Origin of the sequence: Mesorhizobium sp. M0587 (assembly GCF_040320945.1) — a bacterium.
Lineage (GTDB): Bacteria > Pseudomonadota > Alphaproteobacteria > Rhizobiales > Rhizobiaceae > Mesorhizobium.
The window spans coordinates 18984-33506 of record NZ_JAMYQP010000022.1 but is presented as its reverse complement, the minus strand read 5'-3'; the positions used below and the strand labels follow the sequence as shown (position 1 = coordinate 33506).

Sequence of the window (14523 nt, the reverse complement as noted above, 5' to 3'; positions counted from 1 at the left end):
CGTTCACCGTGGCCGATACATCGCCGAATTTAAACTGGACCGCGCCGGCGTCTGGCTTTATCGAAACATGCAGCGACGTCATCCGTTTGACGTCCCCTCGCGGGAGCCGGCGTGTGACCTTGCGCTCGAAGAGTTTCGTCGTCGTCGCGTTGGCGCTCGCCGTTGCCGGCTGCGCTGGCCGGAATACGCACGATCTTCTCAGCCAGACGAGTGTCGCCGCCCCTAATGCGGAAATCGCGGCGACGCATGAGATCTTCGTCGCCACCACCCGCCAAAAGGCGACGAAGGATCCGCGACAGGTCTTCGACGGCGACCGCTCGCTGACCACGAGCTATGCCCGTGTCGACATGACTGTTCCGAAAAGCCACCAGGTCGGCGCCATCGAGCGAGCCCGGGGATCCGCCAACAGCAATCCGGCCAAGGACTTCACCGCCAGGGATGTCACCTTCTACGATGGTGCGCAGCAGTTCGCCAAGGCGGTCGGCGCCGATATCGCCATGCGCGGCGACCGGGCGCTGGTTTTCGTGCACGGCTTCAACAACGGCTTCGACGACGGCATCTACCGGCTGACGCAGATCGCTCATGATACGAAATATCCCGGCACGCCGGTGCTTTTTTCGTGGGCTTCGAGCGGCAAGACGACCGGTTATATCTACGACAAGGAAAGCGCCAACGCCGCGCGCGACGATCTCGAGGCGACCCTCAGGATGCTCGCCAAGACGCGGGCCAAGAGCATCGACATCATCGCCCATTCGATGGGCACCTGGGTGACGATGGAGGCGCTCCGTCAGCTCGCCATCACCGGCGACCGCGATCTCGACGGCAAGCTGGGCTACGTTATCCTGGCTTCGCCAGACATCGACGTCGACGTGTTCAAGAAGCAGATGATCCGCTATGGGAAACCCGACAAGCCATTCGCCATCCTGCTTTCGGGCGACGACCGCGCGTTGAAGCTTTCATCGATCATTTCCGGCGACAAGCCACGCGTCGGCGATTACGGCGACGCCGCCGACCTTGCCAGCTATGGCGTATCGGTGGTCGACCTGACTCAGGCAAAGGGCGGCGACCGCTTGAACCACGCCAAGTTCGCCGATAACCCGATCATGGTGCAATTGCTCGGCGACCGGCTGCGCGCACCGGCCGGCCTCGCCTCGGAAGAACCCGATCCGACACAGCTCAACGCTCTCGGTCAAGGGCTCGGCAAGGCCGTCGGCTCGGTCGCAGAGATCGTCATCACCACGCCGTTCAAGGTACTGACCATCGCCACCGGTGGATGAGAACGAAGTGCTGGCAGTTGATCTCAAACGAACAGATCGACCTTCTGGAATGTCGTCACGTCGATCAGCCCGACGTCGGAAATCCTCAGCTCCGGAATGACGACCAGCGCCAGCAGCGAGTGCTGCATGTAGGCGTTGTTCAGCGAACAGCCCAATTTACGCATCGCCCCGGTCAGTTTGTCGGCCTTGGCGGCGACGATCTCGGCCCGCTCGTCCGACATCAGCCCGGCGATCGGCATTTCGACCAGCGCCAGTTCCTTGCCTCCCGCGAACAGCACGACACCGCCGCCGACCTCGCCCAGCCTGTTCACCGCCAGCGCCATGTCCTGCTTGTTGGTGCCGACGCAGATGATGTGATGGGCGTCGTGCGCCACGCTGGAGGCCATGGCGCAATCGCCGATGTAGCCGAAACCGGAGACGAAGGCATTGGTGACGCCGCCCGTGCCTCTGTGACGCTCGACCAGTGCGATCTGGCAGACGTCGTTGCGGCGATCCATCGCGACCAGCCCGTTTTCGACGGCGAGGTCCGCCTCCAGCGCCCGTGTCGGCGCCTGGTTCTCGATGACGCCGATGACCCGCACCCGCACTTCGTTTGCGCCCTTGGGGGCCGCGATGTCGAAATCCGCCGCCTTGAGCTTCCTCCCCAATCTGACCGTGTCTTTTGCCGTCTTGGGGTAGTCGTAGGCCGGAATGTCGATGTCGAGCCTGCCGCCCTTGGCCAATCTGACGCCCCGCGCATAGACCTCGTCGATGACCATTGCGGCGAGATCGGAAACGATCAGCAGATCGGCCAACCGCCCCGGTGCGATCGAACCGATCTCGCGCTCCAGCCTGAAATGCTGGGCGGTGTTGAGCGTCGCCATCTGGATCGCCGTTACGGGCTTTAGCCCCTGTTGGATGGCGTGGCGCACCACCCGGTCCATATGACCTTCATGGACCAGCGTGCCGGAATGACTGTCGTCGGTGCACAGGATGAAGTTGCGCGGATCTATGCCGCTTTCGGTCACCGCCTTGATCTGCGCGGCAACGTCATACCAGGCCGAGCCCAGCCGCAGCATCGCCTTCATGCCCTGGCGCACACGGGCGATGGCGTCCTCGGCGCGCGTGCCTTCGTGATCGTCCTCCGGCCCGCCGGCGACATAGCCATGGAACGGCAGGCCGAGATCGCGCGAAGCATAATGGCCGCCGACCGTCTTGCCCGCCCTGACCGTGGCGGCGATCCCGCCCGACATGACCGGATCGTTGGCGGCAACGCCTGGGAAATTCATCACTTCGCCGAGGCCGATTATGTTTTCCCACGTCATCGCCTCGGCAACGTCGGCGACCGTAAGCTCGGCGCCGGCATGTTCCAGCCCCGGTGCCGAGGGCACGCAGGACGGCATCTGCACGTATACGTTGACGGGCATGGCCACCGCCTCGTCATGCATCAGCCGCACACCTGGCAGACCCAGTACATTGGCAATCTCGTGGGGATCGATGAACATCGAGGTGGTACCGTGCGGAATGACGGCGCGGCAGAACTCGGTCACCGTCACCATGCCGCTCTCGACATGCATATGCGCGTCGCACAAGCCAGGCACCAGGTAGCGACCCCCGGCGTCGACCACCTTGGTGCCCTGCCCGATGGCATGGCTGGCGTTCGGCCCGCAATATGCGAAGCGCCCGCCTGCGACGGCGATGTCGGTGCCGGCGATGATCTCGCCCGAATGCACGTTCACCCAGCGCCCATTGCGGATGACGAGATCGGCGGGCCTGCGTCCCATGGCGACGTCGACCAGATGCGTTGCGATCTCGGTCCACGGTTTGGGTCTTGCGGGTCTCGTGGGCTTGGCTTTCGTCATCGGCGATTCCTCGGTTGCGGCCAGTCTCGCAAATGTTGGCGGGCGCCGCCAGAGCCGTCGGTCCGACATCCGGCGAGACAGGCCGCGCTTGTTGACTAATCCAGCTAACAGGCGATGCTGAGCGGATCGAACCGCAAGGGGGGAGACATGACCCGTTTTTGGAAAGCGTTCGCCGTCGTCATCTTGTTCGTAGCGTCAACCGCTTTTGCCTCCGCCGAGGAACGGTGGCAGACCTTGCCGGAACCAGCGGCCATGCCAAAACCTGATCAGAGCGGATATGCGCCGGTCAACGGCATCCAGATGTACTACGCGGTTTTCGGCGCGGGCGACCCGGTGCTGCTCATCCATGGCGGCCTCGGCCACGCCGATATCTGGGCCAGCCAGGTGGCGACGCTTTCCAAAACCCACAAGGTGATAATCGCCGACAGCCGCGGCCACGGTCGCTCCACCCGCACAGAACAGCCTTATGGCTACGACTTGATGGCGTCGGACTATCTGGCGCTGCTCGACTATTTGAAGATCGACAAGATCGCACTTGTCGGCTGGAGCGATGGCGGCATTATCGGCATCGACATCGCGCTGCATCATCCCGAGCGACTGACAAGGCTGTTTGCGCAAGCCGCTAACGTAACCACCGATGGCGTCGATCCGGGCGTGATGACCAACAAGACCTTTGCCGCCTACATCGACCGCTCCGGCCGCGACTACAAGAAGATGTCAAAGACGCCGGACCAGTATGAGGCCTTCGTGACGCAAATCAGCCATATGTGGGAGAGCGAGCCGGCTTGGACCAAGGAACAGCTCGCCAAGATCACCACGCCGACGGCGATCGTTGCCGGCGACCATGATGAGGCGATCAAGCGCGAACACACCGAATACATCGCCTCCGCTATCCCGGGCGCAAAGCTCATCATCCTGCCCAACGCCAGTCATTTCGCCATGCTGCAAGCGCCGGATGAATATAGCCAGGCGGTGCTGGACTTTATCGACGCCAAATAGAGCATCCTGTGCGGGCGCAGGCGGATTTCAATTGTTGAACAATGGAATTCCGGTTTGCGGCAAATACGGTTATCCTCCTGACAAGGGATCTTCTGGACCGCCATTTCGGAGAACTCGATGCGTCCTTTGATGCTTGCCAGTGCCAGCTCTCTCGCCCTCATGTGCGGGCCGGCTTTTGCGGCCGACGCGACAGCCGACTTGCCGATGACCGCGCCCGGCTTCGACTGGACCGGCTACTATGCCGGCCTGCAAGCAGGCTATGGCTGGGGTCAGTCCGAGATCACGACCACGGAAGGCGCGCCGTTTTCCATCACGCCCGACGTCGACGGCGGGTTCGTCGGCGGCCATGTCGCCGGCCTGTGGCAGTTCGACCAGGCGGTGATCGGCGGCGAAGCCGACCTCAACTATTCCTCGATGGAAGGCACGACGGAATCGGGCCTGGGAAGCACATTCCGGACCGACATCAAGTGGTTCGGGTCGGTCAACGCCAAGGCGGGCTTCGCAATGGATCGCCTGCTGGTCTACGGCGTCGGCGGCGTTGCCTTTGCCGGCATCGAAACGTCGCAAATCTCGGGGGCCGCGTTCACGGAAACGAAAACGAATGTCGGCTGGACCGTAGGCGCCGGCGTCGACTATGCGCTGACCGATAAGTTCATCGTCGGCGCGCAGTACCGCTACTATGATTTCGGCTCCGAGCACTATGCGGCGCCGGAACCCTTTAACGATCGCGATCAGAGCGTGAAACTGAACACGGTCGGCATCAATCTGAGTTACAAGTTCTGAGCGTTGCCGATGGCATGACGCTCCAGGGCCCAGTTCCTGGACCAATCTCGCTTGAGGGGGCGGCCGACGCCCCCAGTGGGCGGGGGGATTGGGTTGGGCCTGAGAGGCGCCGGCCTTGGCGGATCAGGTCCGCCGCGCAAACATCATAGCAGTGCCTGCCGGGGCGGATAATTCCGCGATCGCACCAGTATCGCTACGCCACTTCATCTTTTTTCGCATCCAGAGATGGAGAACAACATGACTTGACGGCCTGTGTCTGGCGTCTGAAAAGGGCTGGCCTGCGGACGTGGCGGAATTGGTAGACGCAAGGGACTTAAAATCCCTCGATCTCTGATCGTACGGGTTCGATTCCCGTCGTCCGCACCACAGAGCACCCAATGCCAACAGGGCTCCGAACGCAGGTGGCAGAGGCCTGACGACAGCCTAAATCCGGCGGTGCCGGCAGCTTTTTGTGCCGGCAGCTTTTCATGATAGGAATTTTTTCTTGACAGGGTGAGTGCAGCTATGGTAGATATTTATCTATGGTGCAGATTTGCGCTAAGGACCCGCCGCACAGGCGGGTTTTTCGTGTGATGCTTCTCAACCACGCGCCGGAGGAGCGCCGGCGAACGCTCGAAGGAACCTGTTAACCCGGGATTCGTTGCCCTGGCCATGCCAATTGCATAATTATTAATTTAGTGACAACTTAATTAATAGGGCAAGTGGGGAATTGGCACCGAACCCAGGGGTTTGGGGACAGGTTGGGCAAGAAAGATGTACTTTCCGCAATTTCTGATTGGAATGTCTGCAACGACAATCGGCGTTGCGATCTGGACCTACTTGGAGGGCGGATCAATCTGGGCGTCCATTGTCTGGTCAGTCCTGACGTTGATCATTCTGCAGGTCGGCTATGTCGGCGTGGTCATTCACCTGGTGTTCAGGCGACCATCGGAAGCGTCGGACGCACGGCCGGTGGTTGACCCCACAAGCCCACTTCTATCCTCTCTGAACTGGTGAGGCCGAGTGCCTTTGCGAGGTCTGGCGCTAGCTGCCGGGCTTTTTCGCGATGATCGTCTGGACCCGGACCTTGTCGCCGATCTCCTTTGCCTTCGCCAGCGCCGCGGCTTTGTCTTTCGTCGTCAGCACCGTGCGCCAATGCGGCTTCTCGAAGACGCTGACGACATAGGTGACCGTCGACTTTTCCATTAGTGAAGCCTAATATAGGCGCACTCAAAGAATTGGTCTAGCGCAACTGGTCCTTGTCTCCGCATAACTGCGAACGCTGGATTTCTGATCCGCAAGCGTTCTACAGCAGCGCCAATTCCCGGACCGTCTGCTACCCGGCGCGGCTCACGCCGGTATCGGGTTCAGCTTCAGGTGCTGAATGAGGATGATCGTCTTGGCATCGATGATGCGGCCGTCGGCTATGCCGGCCAGTGCCTCGTCGAGGGGCATTTCGAGAACCTCGATGTCCTCGCCCTCCCCCGGCGCGCCGCCCCCGGCCGAGATACGGTCGGCGGGTGAATAGCGGGCGATGAAGAACCAGAGCCGCTCGGTGACGCTGCCGGGGCTCATATAGGGCGAAAACAGGCGCTGAACGTCCTTCAGCCGATAGCCGAGCTCTTCCTCCGCCTCCTTGCGGATGCAGGTTTCCGGATCGTTTTCGTCCAACAGGCCGGCACAGGCCTCGATCAGAGGCTCGCGATGGCCGGTAACGTAGGCGGGATAGCGAAACTGGCGCACCAGAAGCACGGTCGAGCGTTGCGGGTCGTATGGCAGGATCACCGCACCGTCGCCGCGATCATAGGTCTGGCGGACCTGCGTCTCCCACTGGCCGTCGCGCCTGCGATAGTCGAGGACGGTCTTTTTCAGAACCGCCCAGTCGTCGGAGAGAACCTCTTCCGAGCGGATGCGAACGCGATCTTCCATGGAGTGCCTCGATGCCTGTTGTCGCACGCAGGCCTAGCCGCGAACCGATTCCCGCGCAATCGGGGGCAACGGTTTGGTCCAGCAGGGACGTTCACTCGCTCGTGTGTGGTATGGAAGAGATCCGTTGCCTAAATAGCGCGTTCCCCTCCCCGGAGTTTGCTTCATGACGACATCGCTTTTCCAGCCGATCACGCTCGATGGGCTCAGCTTTCCCAACCGCATCGCCGTCGCGCCGATGTGCCAGTATTCAGCCGAGGACGGCTGTGCCAGCGATTGGCATCTCCACCACTGGATGAACCTGGCCATGTCCGGCGCAGGCATGGTCACGGTCGAGATGACCGATGTCGAGCGGCGCGGCCGCATTAGCCATGGCTGCCTCGGCCTGTATTCCGAAGACAACGAAGCGGCCGCCCGGCGCGCGCTGGATGCGGCCAGGCGCGTGGCCGCACCCGGCACCAGGTTCGGCACGCAGCTTGCCCATGCCGGTCGCAAGGCCTCGAACCGCAAGCCCTGGGAGGGCGGCGGGCCGTTGCAGCCAAACGAGGATCCCTGGCAGACCGTATCGGCTTCGGCCATTGCCTACGACACGGGCTGGAACGTGCCGCGCGCGCTGGAGGACGAGGAGATTCAGCAGTTGATCGAAAGGTTCGCCGAAGCGGCCAGGCGGGCCGAACGCGCCGGCTTCGACTTCATTGAACTGCATGCCGCGCATGGCTACCTGATCTTCCAGTTCCTCTCGCCGCTTTCCAACCAGCGCACCGACCGCTGGGGCGGCTCGCTGGAAAACCGCATGCGTCTTGTCGTCGAAATCGCCAAGGCGGTGAAAAAAGCGGTTCCAAACATGATGCTTGGCACGCGGCTGTCGGTGAAGGACTGGGTCGAGGGCGGCTTCGACGTCGAGGACGCAATCGAGGTGGCGAAAGCGCTGAAGGCCGAGGGTGTCGCCTATCTCTGCTGCTCCAGCGGCGGCAATTCGCCGTTGCAGAAACTGCCGACCGGTCCCGGCTACCAGGTGCATCTGGCGGAAGCGGTGCGCAAGGGCGCCGGCATCGCGACCCGCGCGGTCGGCCTGATCGACGACCCGAAACAGGCCGAGGCGATCATCGCCGAGGGCCGCGCCGACATCGTGGCGCTGGCGCGCGCCTTCCTCGCCGACCCGCGCTGGGGGTGGCGTGCCGCCGCCACGTTCAGCGAGACAATCCACCCGGCGCCACAGCTTGCCCGTTCGGTGACGACGATGCAGCACTGGATGAAGGCGGCGGGCTGAACGGTCCATTCGTCCCAGACCGGCACCTTCGTACCTTCCGCGGCTCCGGACGGTTTGCCCGGCTTCAATTCCGGTCGCAAACTGTTACGCTGGGTCAAGGCTGCGGCGGGCGCGGCCGGGCTTGGGAGATAATCATGTCGTTCAGGGCATTCTTGCCGGCCGCAGTGCTGACCGCTGTGGCCGGACTTTGGATTGGCGCGCCGACACCGGCCGGCGCTCAATATTGCGAGGGCACGGTGCACGGCCTGTCGGGGCGCTACAATCTGGGCACCGGCAGCGGTTTCCTGGCGGTGCGGACGCGGCCGAATTCGTCGTCGCGCATGATCGGACAGCTGTTCAACGGCGACCACACCGAGATCTTCGACCGGCGCGGCAACTGGTACCAGGTCGAAATCGGCGGCACGACCGGCTGGGCGAACGCCCGCTGGTTGCGCAACGACTGCGGCTACTGAGAGGCCGTTTCGAAAGTCGCACCAGCGCCGCAGATGAGGTTCCAGACAGCTCTGAGACGTTTGGGCGCAGGCCGAAGGACATGGTTGCAACCAAATTGGCTGCTTTGCGTTGCGGCCATGATGGATAACAAACCTTTTGAAACGCCGGTCGTGGTCGAACTCGGCCATGTCGGCAAATATCGCCACATCCGCAGCACCCAGGAGGCGGCGGAGTGCCTGATGACGGTATGGCCGCTCAATCGCGGTCCCCGGCATCGTGATGCTCTCGACACTTGCCTCAAAGTGCTGGAAGGTTATCGTTCGACAGCGGATGCGCGCCGGGCACTTATCGAAGCCGCCAGGGAATCGGAAGTGCTGGTGCCAGACGACAAACTGTCCGACGACCGCCTGCACTGAGCGGGCGGACCTTTAAACCGGAGGTTTTCATGGCGAAGCTGACTTACAAGATCGTCGAGCATGACGGCGGCTGGGCCTACAAGGTCGGCGCGACCTTCTCGGAAACGTTCCCAACGCATCAGGACGCGTTGCGTGCCGCCGAGATCGCGTCTGCCGAGCAGCAGATCGCGGGGTCGACGGACGGCATCCAATACGAGGACGCTGAAGGGAAATGGCACGAGGAACTGGCCGATGGACGGGACCGGCCGCAGACCGAGGTCTCGGACTGATCTTGCAGCCCCAAAGCCCGATCGCCCCAAAGGCCGGCCGCCCGGAGCGCCGACCGCGGGCGTCGGAGAGAAAACGTCCTACGGTCAGCAGCGCTTACGGCTGATTATTTGCCGCAGTACTGGTCGTTGACGTTGCCTTGAGCATTGGCGTCCGGACCTGGAGTGTTGTGGGCACATGGACCTATCGCACCGGTATAGCCTTGGGGACTCAACCCGGAGCCGCTGGGATTGATGCTGCCGGTGGCGTTGGGATCGACGGTTGTTTCGTCCTGATTGCCGAATATCCACCAGTTACGGTTGGAATATGTTCTGTCCGACGACTGCGCCACCGCCGATGTGGCGAGACCGATCGTCAGGAAGGATGCTGCTAGAAGCCTTCTGTACATTGGTTTACTCCGTAATCTTGGCCGTCTTCTGTGCGGCACGGATAAAACCCGGCAATCAACCGAATGGTTCCGTGAAATTGTCGTGAGGCCGCGGTGATGTCGGGCTGAAAAAAGCCCGGCTGGCGATGCGCTCGATGAAGGCGGCGGTCCGTTCCGGCATGGCGAATTGCGGCATATGGCCGAGGTCGTCGACGGGTTCGAAATCGAGTTCTTCGACCTTGTCCCGCATCGGCAAGCCATGAGTGCGGATGTCGATGACCCGGTCGGCGGTTCCGAAAAGGATGCCTGCCGGCATGGAGATCTCGCCGTAACGCTGCTCGACGCGGCCGAGGTCCTGTTCGACTGCCACGACATCGGTCGACGTCGCATGGAAATGACCTGGCCTCAGCCCGAGCCATCCACCTCCTTCGATCATGTAGTCGGCCGGACAAGGCTGGGGCGCAAAGATGAATTCCATCGTCGGCCGCGCATATCGGCGGCTTGCCGGGATCGCCATGGTGTAAGCCATGATCCAGCGCCGCAGGCGTGATGGAATATAGAGCAGGCCGGACTTTTCGCGCGCACCGGCTTCCATATGCGTCAACGGCGCCAGCAGAGCGATGCCCGAAATCGCTTCGGGATGCTCCACAGCCAAGGTCAACGTGATGGCACCGCCCAGCGAGTGGCCCACCACCAGCGGCCTTTCCAGCCCCAGCCTTTCGATGAAGCGTCGCACAAGCTCGGCCTGTTCGGGCAACCGGCCGGTAGCGCCATGCGCCCGCACCGAATAACCCGATCCTGGCCGATCGAGCGCGATCAGCCGGTAACCCGGACCGAGCCGCCCGAACAGAGTGTGGCGGAAATGGTGGAGTTGAGCACCGAGTCCATGCAGGAAGACGATTGGATGCCCCTCGCCCGTATCGACATAATGGATGCGGTTGCCGTCGATCTCGATGAATTTTCCGACCCGCGGCACCAGTCTTTCAGCCTTGGCGGCGATCCACAGCGTCGCCAGCACCAGACAGGCAATTGCAACGACGGCCAGCAGGAACAGTGCGGCCAGCAGCCAGGACAAAATCGACAGGAGCATTGTTCACCTTGATCGAAACCAGGTGAGCTTAACTGTCTTCGATCCGGCTGCAAGTTCGCATCGAAACGGCGGTTGGAGAATGGAGATTTCCGATGCGCCGGCCTGTTTGACGCGACGGCGAGAAAAGTCAGCCGTGCAACTTGGCAGTGAGCGGGTGGCATTGCCGCTGGCCGCGCGCCGCGCTATCCCAAGCGACCTGTCTTGCCGGAGCCTGCCATGCCCGAAATCGTTACCGCCGCAATGCTCGTCATTGGCGATGAAATCCTGTCCGGCCGCACCAAGGACAAGAATATCGGCCACCTCGCCGATATCATGACGGCGATCGGCATCGATCTGAAGGAAGTGCGCATCGTTCCCGACGAGGAAGACGAGATCGTCGCGGCGGTGAATGCGGTACGCGCCCGCTACACCTATGTGTTCACGACCGGCGGCATCGGGCCGACCCATGACGACATCACCGCCGATTCGATTTCCAAGGCGTTCGGCGTGCCTTGCGAACATGACGCCAAGGCATATGCCTTGCTGGAGGCAAGCTATGCCGCGCGCGGCATAGAATACACCGAGGCGCGCAAGCGCATGGCGCGGATGCCACGCGGCGCCGACCACATCGACAATCCGGTGTCCGTGGCGCCCGGCTTCCGGATCGGCAACGTCCATGTCATGGCCGGCGTGCCCTCGATTTTCCAAGCCATGCTCGACAATGTCGTGCCGACGCTGAAGGCAGGCACGAAAATGCTGTCCGCCACGGTGCACTGTCCGTTTGGTGAAGGGCTTGTCGGCGGGCCATTGGGTGAAATCCAGACGGCGCATCCGGATACGATCATCGGCTCGTACCCGAAATATGGCGACGGCAAATTCTGGACCGAACTGGTCGTTCGTGCCCGCAGCCAGGGTGCGCTGGACGCCGCGCGCGCCGACGTCGAGGCAATGGTGGCCGGTTTCGGCAGCAAGGCTGGTTGATCTGGCAGGCCGGAACCAAGCATGGCATCGCGACGTTTCCATCGCGCGAGTTCGTCGCTCGTAAACCGAGGGATTTACCATGCGATTCAAAACCATCGTTGCCATTTTGCAGAACGAGCAAGATGCTGAGCGCGTACTCGACTGGACCATTCCGCTTGCCAACCGTTTCGAAAGCCATCTGATCGGCATCCATGCCGAGGCGCTTCCGGTGCCGTACACATCGGCTACCGGCTTTCCGGACACGGAATTCCTGCAGGTTTCGGCCGACATGAACCGGGAAAGGGCCGAGAAACTCCAGGCCGTTTTTCTCAAGCATGCCGAGAATTCCGGCTTGTCCTTCGAGTGGCACAGCCTGGAAAGCTTTTCGGGCGACAGCGCGTTGACCGGCATTTCGAGCGTGCGTGCCGCCGATCTGATCGTCGCCGCCCAGCGCGAGACCGGCGGCGACTCGGGCGCCGATGTCGACACGCTGGTCTACGATGCCGGCCGGCCGGTGCTGGTGGTGCCGCACGCGGGTCCGCTGGTCACCACTTTCAAACACGTGCTGCTCGCCTGGAACGGCAGCAAGGAAGCCGCCCGCGCCGCTTTCGACGCGCTGCCCTTCATCATCGAGGCCGAGAAGACCGACATACTGGTCATCGACCCTCCCGAAACACTCGACGAAAGCCCGGAGGCCGCGGGGGCGGAAATTGCTTCGGCCCTGTCACGTCACGGCGCCACCGTCAGCGTCTCGGTGCAAAGGTCGGGCGGCCGTTCGATCGACGACCTGATCCAGACGCGGATCGCCGAAACCGGCGCCGACCTTCTGGTGCTCGGCGCCTACAGCCACTCCTGGCTGCGCCAGCTTCTGTTCGGCGGCGTGACGCGCACGGTGCTGCGCACGGCGCCGGTGGCGGCCTTCCTGTCGCGGTAAGTCCACAGCGATCGCTATCGGCCGCTCTTGCCAAGGCCAAGGCTTTCCGGCTAATTCCGCGCGCATTCCCCTGTTTTCTTGCACGCGATCCCCGCGTGCTGCGGAGTGCGCGAGAAATGTCCCTTCCCGAAAAAGCTTTTCCGGTCTCCTGGGACCAGTTCCATCGCGACGCCCGCGCGCTAGCCTGGCGTCTGGCCGGCGCCAACAAGGGGCAATGGAAGGCGATCGTGTGCATCACGCGCGGCGGGCTGGTCCCGGCTGCCATCATCTCGCGCGAACTCGGCATCCGCGTCATCGAGACGGTCTGTGTCGCCTCCTATCATGACTACACGAGCCAGGGGCAGTTGCAGGTGCTGAAGGAGGTCACGCCGGCGCTGCTTGCAGACGACGGAGCCGGCGTGCTGATCATCGACGACCTGACCGACACCGGCAAGACGGCGGGCATCGTGCGGGCAATGATGCCCAAGGCTCACTTCGCCACCGTCTACGCCAAGCCAAAGGGCCGGCCGCTGGTCGATACTTTCGTCACCGAGGTCAGCCAGGACACCTGGATCTATTTCCCCTGGGACATGGGCTTCACCTATCAGAAGCCGATCGCCGACGATCACGCGGGCTAATTCGCGACGGCCCGCCATTTCCAGGTAATCCGCCCCTGACGGCAATATTTGCTTCCACGGACCGATCCGCGGGATGGGGTATCCTGTGAAATCGGCCTTTGATGGTGGAAACCAGCCGGCCTGGCCAAATTTTTTACTTTTATTGCTGATAATTGGCGTAAAATTCATGTGACGGCAAACGATTCTGGAGGCTGGGGCTAGCTTCTGCGATGTTGACGAGGCCAACGACACACAACCATCTGGCCGAAAGGGTCCGGCGACTCTTCGGCACCGCGCCGTGTCGCCTGCAGGTTGCCGCCCTGCCCTGGCGCGAGGCTGGGAACGGTGTCGAGATCATGCTTATCACCAGCCGTGACACGGGCCGTTGGGTACTCCCCAAGGGCTGGCCCGAAGCCAAGGAGCCGCTCTGCGAGGCCGCCGCGCGCGAGGCTGTGGAAGAGGGCGGACTTAGCGGAACGATTTCGCCTCTCGAAGCCGGCCGTTATTTCTATGGCAAGGTGCTGGCTTCCGGCGAGGAGGTGCCGTGCGAGGTCCTGGTATTTCCGCTGCACGTCGACAAGATCGCCGACCGTTGGAAGGAAAAACGCTCGCGCACCCGCAAATGGGTCAGTTCCAGCGAAGCGGTGCGCATGATCAACGAACCCGATCTTTGCCAGATCGTCGCCTATTTCTGCGCCGATCCGCACAGGTTCTCCTGAGCGGACCCGAGCTTTCGCAGCAAAACGTCGGGAGGGGCACGGTTGCCCGCGCACAAACGTGAATGCTTTGCTAATGATTGAGGACTACGATTCGATCGGTCTGGCGATGGCGAACCCTGCAAATCCAATTCCCGAGCAATCCGACGAGCCCCGGCGCGAGCATCGCCAGCGTGTGCTCAAGGGCGGCACGATCATTACGGGCATTTCGAATTCGGAAGTCGGCTGCACGCTTCGCAACCAGCATGAGGGCGGCGCCGAGTTGAAGATTCCGCTCGAGGCCAGGGTACCCGATCGTTTCCTTCTCTATGTACCGGTCGACGGCATCGGCTATCGATGCGAGGTCCGCTGGCGTCGCAACGACCGGCTCGGGGTGCAGTTCACCGGCACCGAGCCGAAGCCGAAGCTGCACTACGGCTGATCCCGGCCGGCTGCGGCCTGACGAGCCTGCACCCAAGTTCACTCCTGATGGACATTCCCGGCAGCTGGTCGACGCAATGCCTTGGCTCCGGCAAGTGGCAATCGTCATGGCTCAATTCTGTCCCCGTTATCCACATATGTGACACACAAGATGTTGGGGTCATAAAAGCTACGCAAACGAATCCTTGACGGCGCAAAACGAGTCGCCTTTTATAGGCCATGCGCTCCTGTTGAGAGCGCGACCGGAAAGTTTCGAGCCCGGTCTTTTTCC

At 62.2% G+C, this 14523-nt stretch carries 18 protein-coding genes and 1 tRNA gene; 14 read left to right on the top strand and 5 right to left on the bottom strand.

Features of this window, described 5'->3' with window-relative positions; all coding sequences use genetic code 11:
• The first annotated feature begins 113 nt into the window (after positions 1-113).
• Positions 114-1277 carry an alpha/beta hydrolase gene (locus NKI49_RS19845; protein ID WP_352601960.1) on the top strand — a complete coding sequence of 388 codons (1164 nt, stop codon included), beginning with the start codon at positions 114-116 and terminating at the stop codon, positions 1275-1277.
• Between the two features lie 23 nt (positions 1278-1300).
• Here the strand turns inward: NKI49_RS19845 and ade are convergent, their stop codons facing one another.
• A complete protein-coding gene (gene ade / locus NKI49_RS19840) occupies positions 1301-3118 on the bottom strand; it encodes an adenine deaminase (protein ID WP_352601962.1) in 1818 nt (605 codons plus the stop codon).
• 147 nt (positions 3119-3265) lie between these two features.
• Here ade and NKI49_RS19835 point away from each other — a divergent pair, with 147 nt between their 5' ends.
• The 4 genes from NKI49_RS19835 (at position 3266) to NKI49_RS33425 (ending at position 5896) form a co-directional block, all read left to right on the top strand.
• Complete coding sequence (locus NKI49_RS19835) at positions 3266-4117, top strand: alpha/beta fold hydrolase (protein WP_352601964.1); 852 nt, start codon at positions 3266-3268, stop codon at positions 4115-4117.
• Between the two features lie 117 nt (positions 4118-4234).
• Positions 4235-4900 carry an outer membrane protein gene (locus NKI49_RS19830; RefSeq protein WP_352601966.1) on the top strand — a complete coding sequence of 222 codons (666 nt, stop codon included), beginning with the start codon at positions 4235-4237 and terminating at the stop codon, positions 4898-4900.
• Between the two features lie 280 nt (positions 4901-5180).
• Positions 5181-5266 (top strand) — tRNA-Leu (locus NKI49_RS19825).
• 387 nt (positions 5267-5653) lie between these two features.
• Positions 5654-5896, top strand: a complete 243-nt coding sequence (locus NKI49_RS33425) for an exopolysaccharide production repressor protein (RefSeq protein WP_502908787.1) — start codon at positions 5654-5656, stop codon at positions 5894-5896.
• Positions 5897-5923: 27 nt separating this feature from the next.
• Here the strand turns inward: NKI49_RS33425 and NKI49_RS19820 are convergent, their stop codons facing one another.
• Positions 5924-6085: a hypothetical protein gene (locus NKI49_RS19820; protein ID WP_352601968.1), complete on the bottom strand. Its 162-nt coding sequence runs from the start codon at positions 6083-6085 to the stop codon at positions 5924-5926.
• 144 nt (positions 6086-6229) lie between these two features.
• Positions 6230-6808 (bottom strand): NUDIX domain-containing protein, encoded by a 579-nt coding sequence (locus tag NKI49_RS19815; RefSeq protein ID WP_352601970.1) that lies wholly within the window; start codon positions 6806-6808, stop codon positions 6230-6232.
• A 163-nt stretch (positions 6809-6971) separates the two neighbouring features.
• Between NKI49_RS19815 and NKI49_RS19810 the strand changes: the two genes are divergently transcribed.
• From NKI49_RS19810 to NKI49_RS19795, 4 genes are all read left to right on the top strand, one after another.
• Positions 6972-8075 carry an NADH:flavin oxidoreductase/NADH oxidase gene (locus NKI49_RS19810; protein WP_352601972.1) on the top strand — a complete coding sequence of 368 codons (1104 nt, stop codon included), beginning with the start codon at positions 6972-6974 and terminating at the stop codon, positions 8073-8075.
• A gap of 134 nt (positions 8076-8209) precedes the next feature.
• Positions 8210-8527, top strand: coding sequence for an SH3 domain-containing protein (locus tag NKI49_RS19805; RefSeq protein ID WP_352601974.1), 318 nt, complete (start codon positions 8210-8212; stop codon positions 8525-8527).
• A gap of 117 nt (positions 8528-8644) precedes the next feature.
• Entirely contained in the window at positions 8645-8923 is a 279-nt protein-coding gene (locus NKI49_RS19800; RefSeq protein ID WP_032920128.1) for a DUF982 domain-containing protein, read from the top strand.
• Between the two features lie 29 nt (positions 8924-8952).
• Positions 8953-9192: a DUF2188 domain-containing protein gene (locus tag NKI49_RS19795; protein WP_027028176.1), complete on the top strand. Its 240-nt coding sequence runs from the start codon at positions 8953-8955 to the stop codon at positions 9190-9192.
• A 104-nt stretch (positions 9193-9296) separates the two neighbouring features.
• On the opposite strand, the gene NKI49_RS19790 is transcribed toward NKI49_RS19795, so the two are convergent.
• A complete protein-coding gene (locus tag NKI49_RS19790; protein ID WP_352601977.1) occupies positions 9297-9578 on the bottom strand; it encodes a hypothetical protein in 282 nt (93 codons plus the stop codon).
• A 55-nt stretch (positions 9579-9633) separates the two neighbouring features.
• On the bottom strand, positions 9634-10647 hold the full coding sequence (locus NKI49_RS19785; protein WP_352601979.1) for an alpha/beta fold hydrolase: 1014 nt from the start codon (positions 10645-10647) through the stop codon (positions 9634-9636).
• A 216-nt stretch (positions 10648-10863) separates the two neighbouring features.
• Between NKI49_RS19785 and NKI49_RS19780 the strand changes: the two genes are divergently transcribed.
• The 5 genes from NKI49_RS19780 (at position 10864) to NKI49_RS19760 (ending at position 14253) form a co-directional block, all read left to right on the top strand.
• The gene (locus NKI49_RS19780) at positions 10864-11607 is read left to right on the top strand and encodes a competence/damage-inducible protein A (RefSeq protein WP_352601981.1); all 744 of its coding nucleotides are present in this window, start codon (positions 10864-10866) and stop codon (positions 11605-11607) included.
• 79 nt (positions 11608-11686) lie between these two features.
• Positions 11687-12520: a universal stress protein gene (locus NKI49_RS19775; protein WP_352601983.1), complete on the top strand. Its 834-nt coding sequence runs from the start codon at positions 11687-11689 to the stop codon at positions 12518-12520.
• Positions 12521-12636: 116 nt separating this feature from the next.
• Positions 12637-13137, top strand: a complete 501-nt coding sequence (gene gpt / locus NKI49_RS19770) for a xanthine phosphoribosyltransferase (RefSeq protein WP_008875536.1) — start codon at positions 12637-12639, stop codon at positions 13135-13137.
• A gap of 209 nt (positions 13138-13346) precedes the next feature.
• Positions 13347-13835 carry an NUDIX hydrolase gene (locus NKI49_RS19765; protein WP_352601985.1) on the top strand — a complete coding sequence of 163 codons (489 nt, stop codon included), beginning with the start codon at positions 13347-13349 and terminating at the stop codon, positions 13833-13835.
• Between the two features lie 106 nt (positions 13836-13941).
• Positions 13942-14253 (top strand): PilZ domain-containing protein, encoded by a 312-nt coding sequence (locus NKI49_RS19760; protein ID WP_352602035.1) that lies wholly within the window; start codon positions 13942-13944, stop codon positions 14251-14253.
• Positions 14254-14523 lie beyond the last annotated feature (270 nt).

Bases quoted from the DNA above. Each gene is read 5' to 3' on its own strand.
- ade (WP_352601962.1), bottom strand. From the start codon at position 3,118: ATGACGAAAGCCAAGCCCACGAGACCCGCAAGACCCAAACCGTGGACC.
- NKI49_RS19835 (WP_352601964.1), top strand. From the start codon at position 3,266: ATGACCCGTTTTTGGAAAGCGTTCGCCGTCGTCATCTTGTTCGTAGCG.
- NKI49_RS19830 (WP_352601966.1), top strand. From the start codon at position 4,235: ATGCGTCCTTTGATGCTTGCCAGTGCCAGCTCTCTCGCCCTCATGTGC.
- NKI49_RS33425 (WP_502908787.1), top strand. From the start codon at position 5,654: ATGTACTTTCCGCAATTTCTGATTGGAATGTCTGCAACGACAATCGGC.
- NKI49_RS19820 (WP_352601968.1), bottom strand. From the start codon at position 6,085: ATGGAAAAGTCGACGGTCACCTATGTCGTCAGCGTCTTCGAGAAGCCG.
- NKI49_RS19815 (WP_352601970.1), bottom strand. From the start codon at position 6,808: ATGGAAGATCGCGTTCGCATCCGCTCGGAAGAGGTTCTCTCCGACGAC.
- NKI49_RS19810 (WP_352601972.1), top strand. From the start codon at position 6,972: ATGACGACATCGCTTTTCCAGCCGATCACGCTCGATGGGCTCAGCTTT.
- NKI49_RS19805 (WP_352601974.1), top strand. From the start codon at position 8,210: ATGTCGTTCAGGGCATTCTTGCCGGCCGCAGTGCTGACCGCTGTGGCC.
- NKI49_RS19800 (WP_032920128.1), top strand. From the start codon at position 8,645: ATGATGGATAACAAACCTTTTGAAACGCCGGTCGTGGTCGAACTCGGC.
- NKI49_RS19795 (WP_027028176.1), top strand. From the start codon at position 8,953: ATGGCGAAGCTGACTTACAAGATCGTCGAGCATGACGGCGGCTGGGCC.
- NKI49_RS19790 (WP_352601977.1), bottom strand. From the start codon at position 9,578: ATGTACAGAAGGCTTCTAGCAGCATCCTTCCTGACGATCGGTCTCGCC.
- NKI49_RS19785 (WP_352601979.1), bottom strand. From the start codon at position 10,647: ATGCTCCTGTCGATTTTGTCCTGGCTGCTGGCCGCACTGTTCCTGCTG.
- NKI49_RS19780 (WP_352601981.1), top strand. From the start codon at position 10,864: ATGCCCGAAATCGTTACCGCCGCAATGCTCGTCATTGGCGATGAAATC.
- NKI49_RS19775 (WP_352601983.1), top strand. From the start codon at position 11,687: ATGCGATTCAAAACCATCGTTGCCATTTTGCAGAACGAGCAAGATGCT.
- gpt (WP_008875536.1), top strand. From the start codon at position 12,637: ATGTCCCTTCCCGAAAAAGCTTTTCCGGTCTCCTGGGACCAGTTCCAT.
- NKI49_RS19765 (WP_352601985.1), top strand. From the start codon at position 13,347: ATGTTGACGAGGCCAACGACACACAACCATCTGGCCGAAAGGGTCCGG.
- NKI49_RS19760 (WP_352602035.1), top strand. From the start codon at position 13,942: ATGGCGAACCCTGCAAATCCAATTCCCGAGCAATCCGACGAGCCCCGG.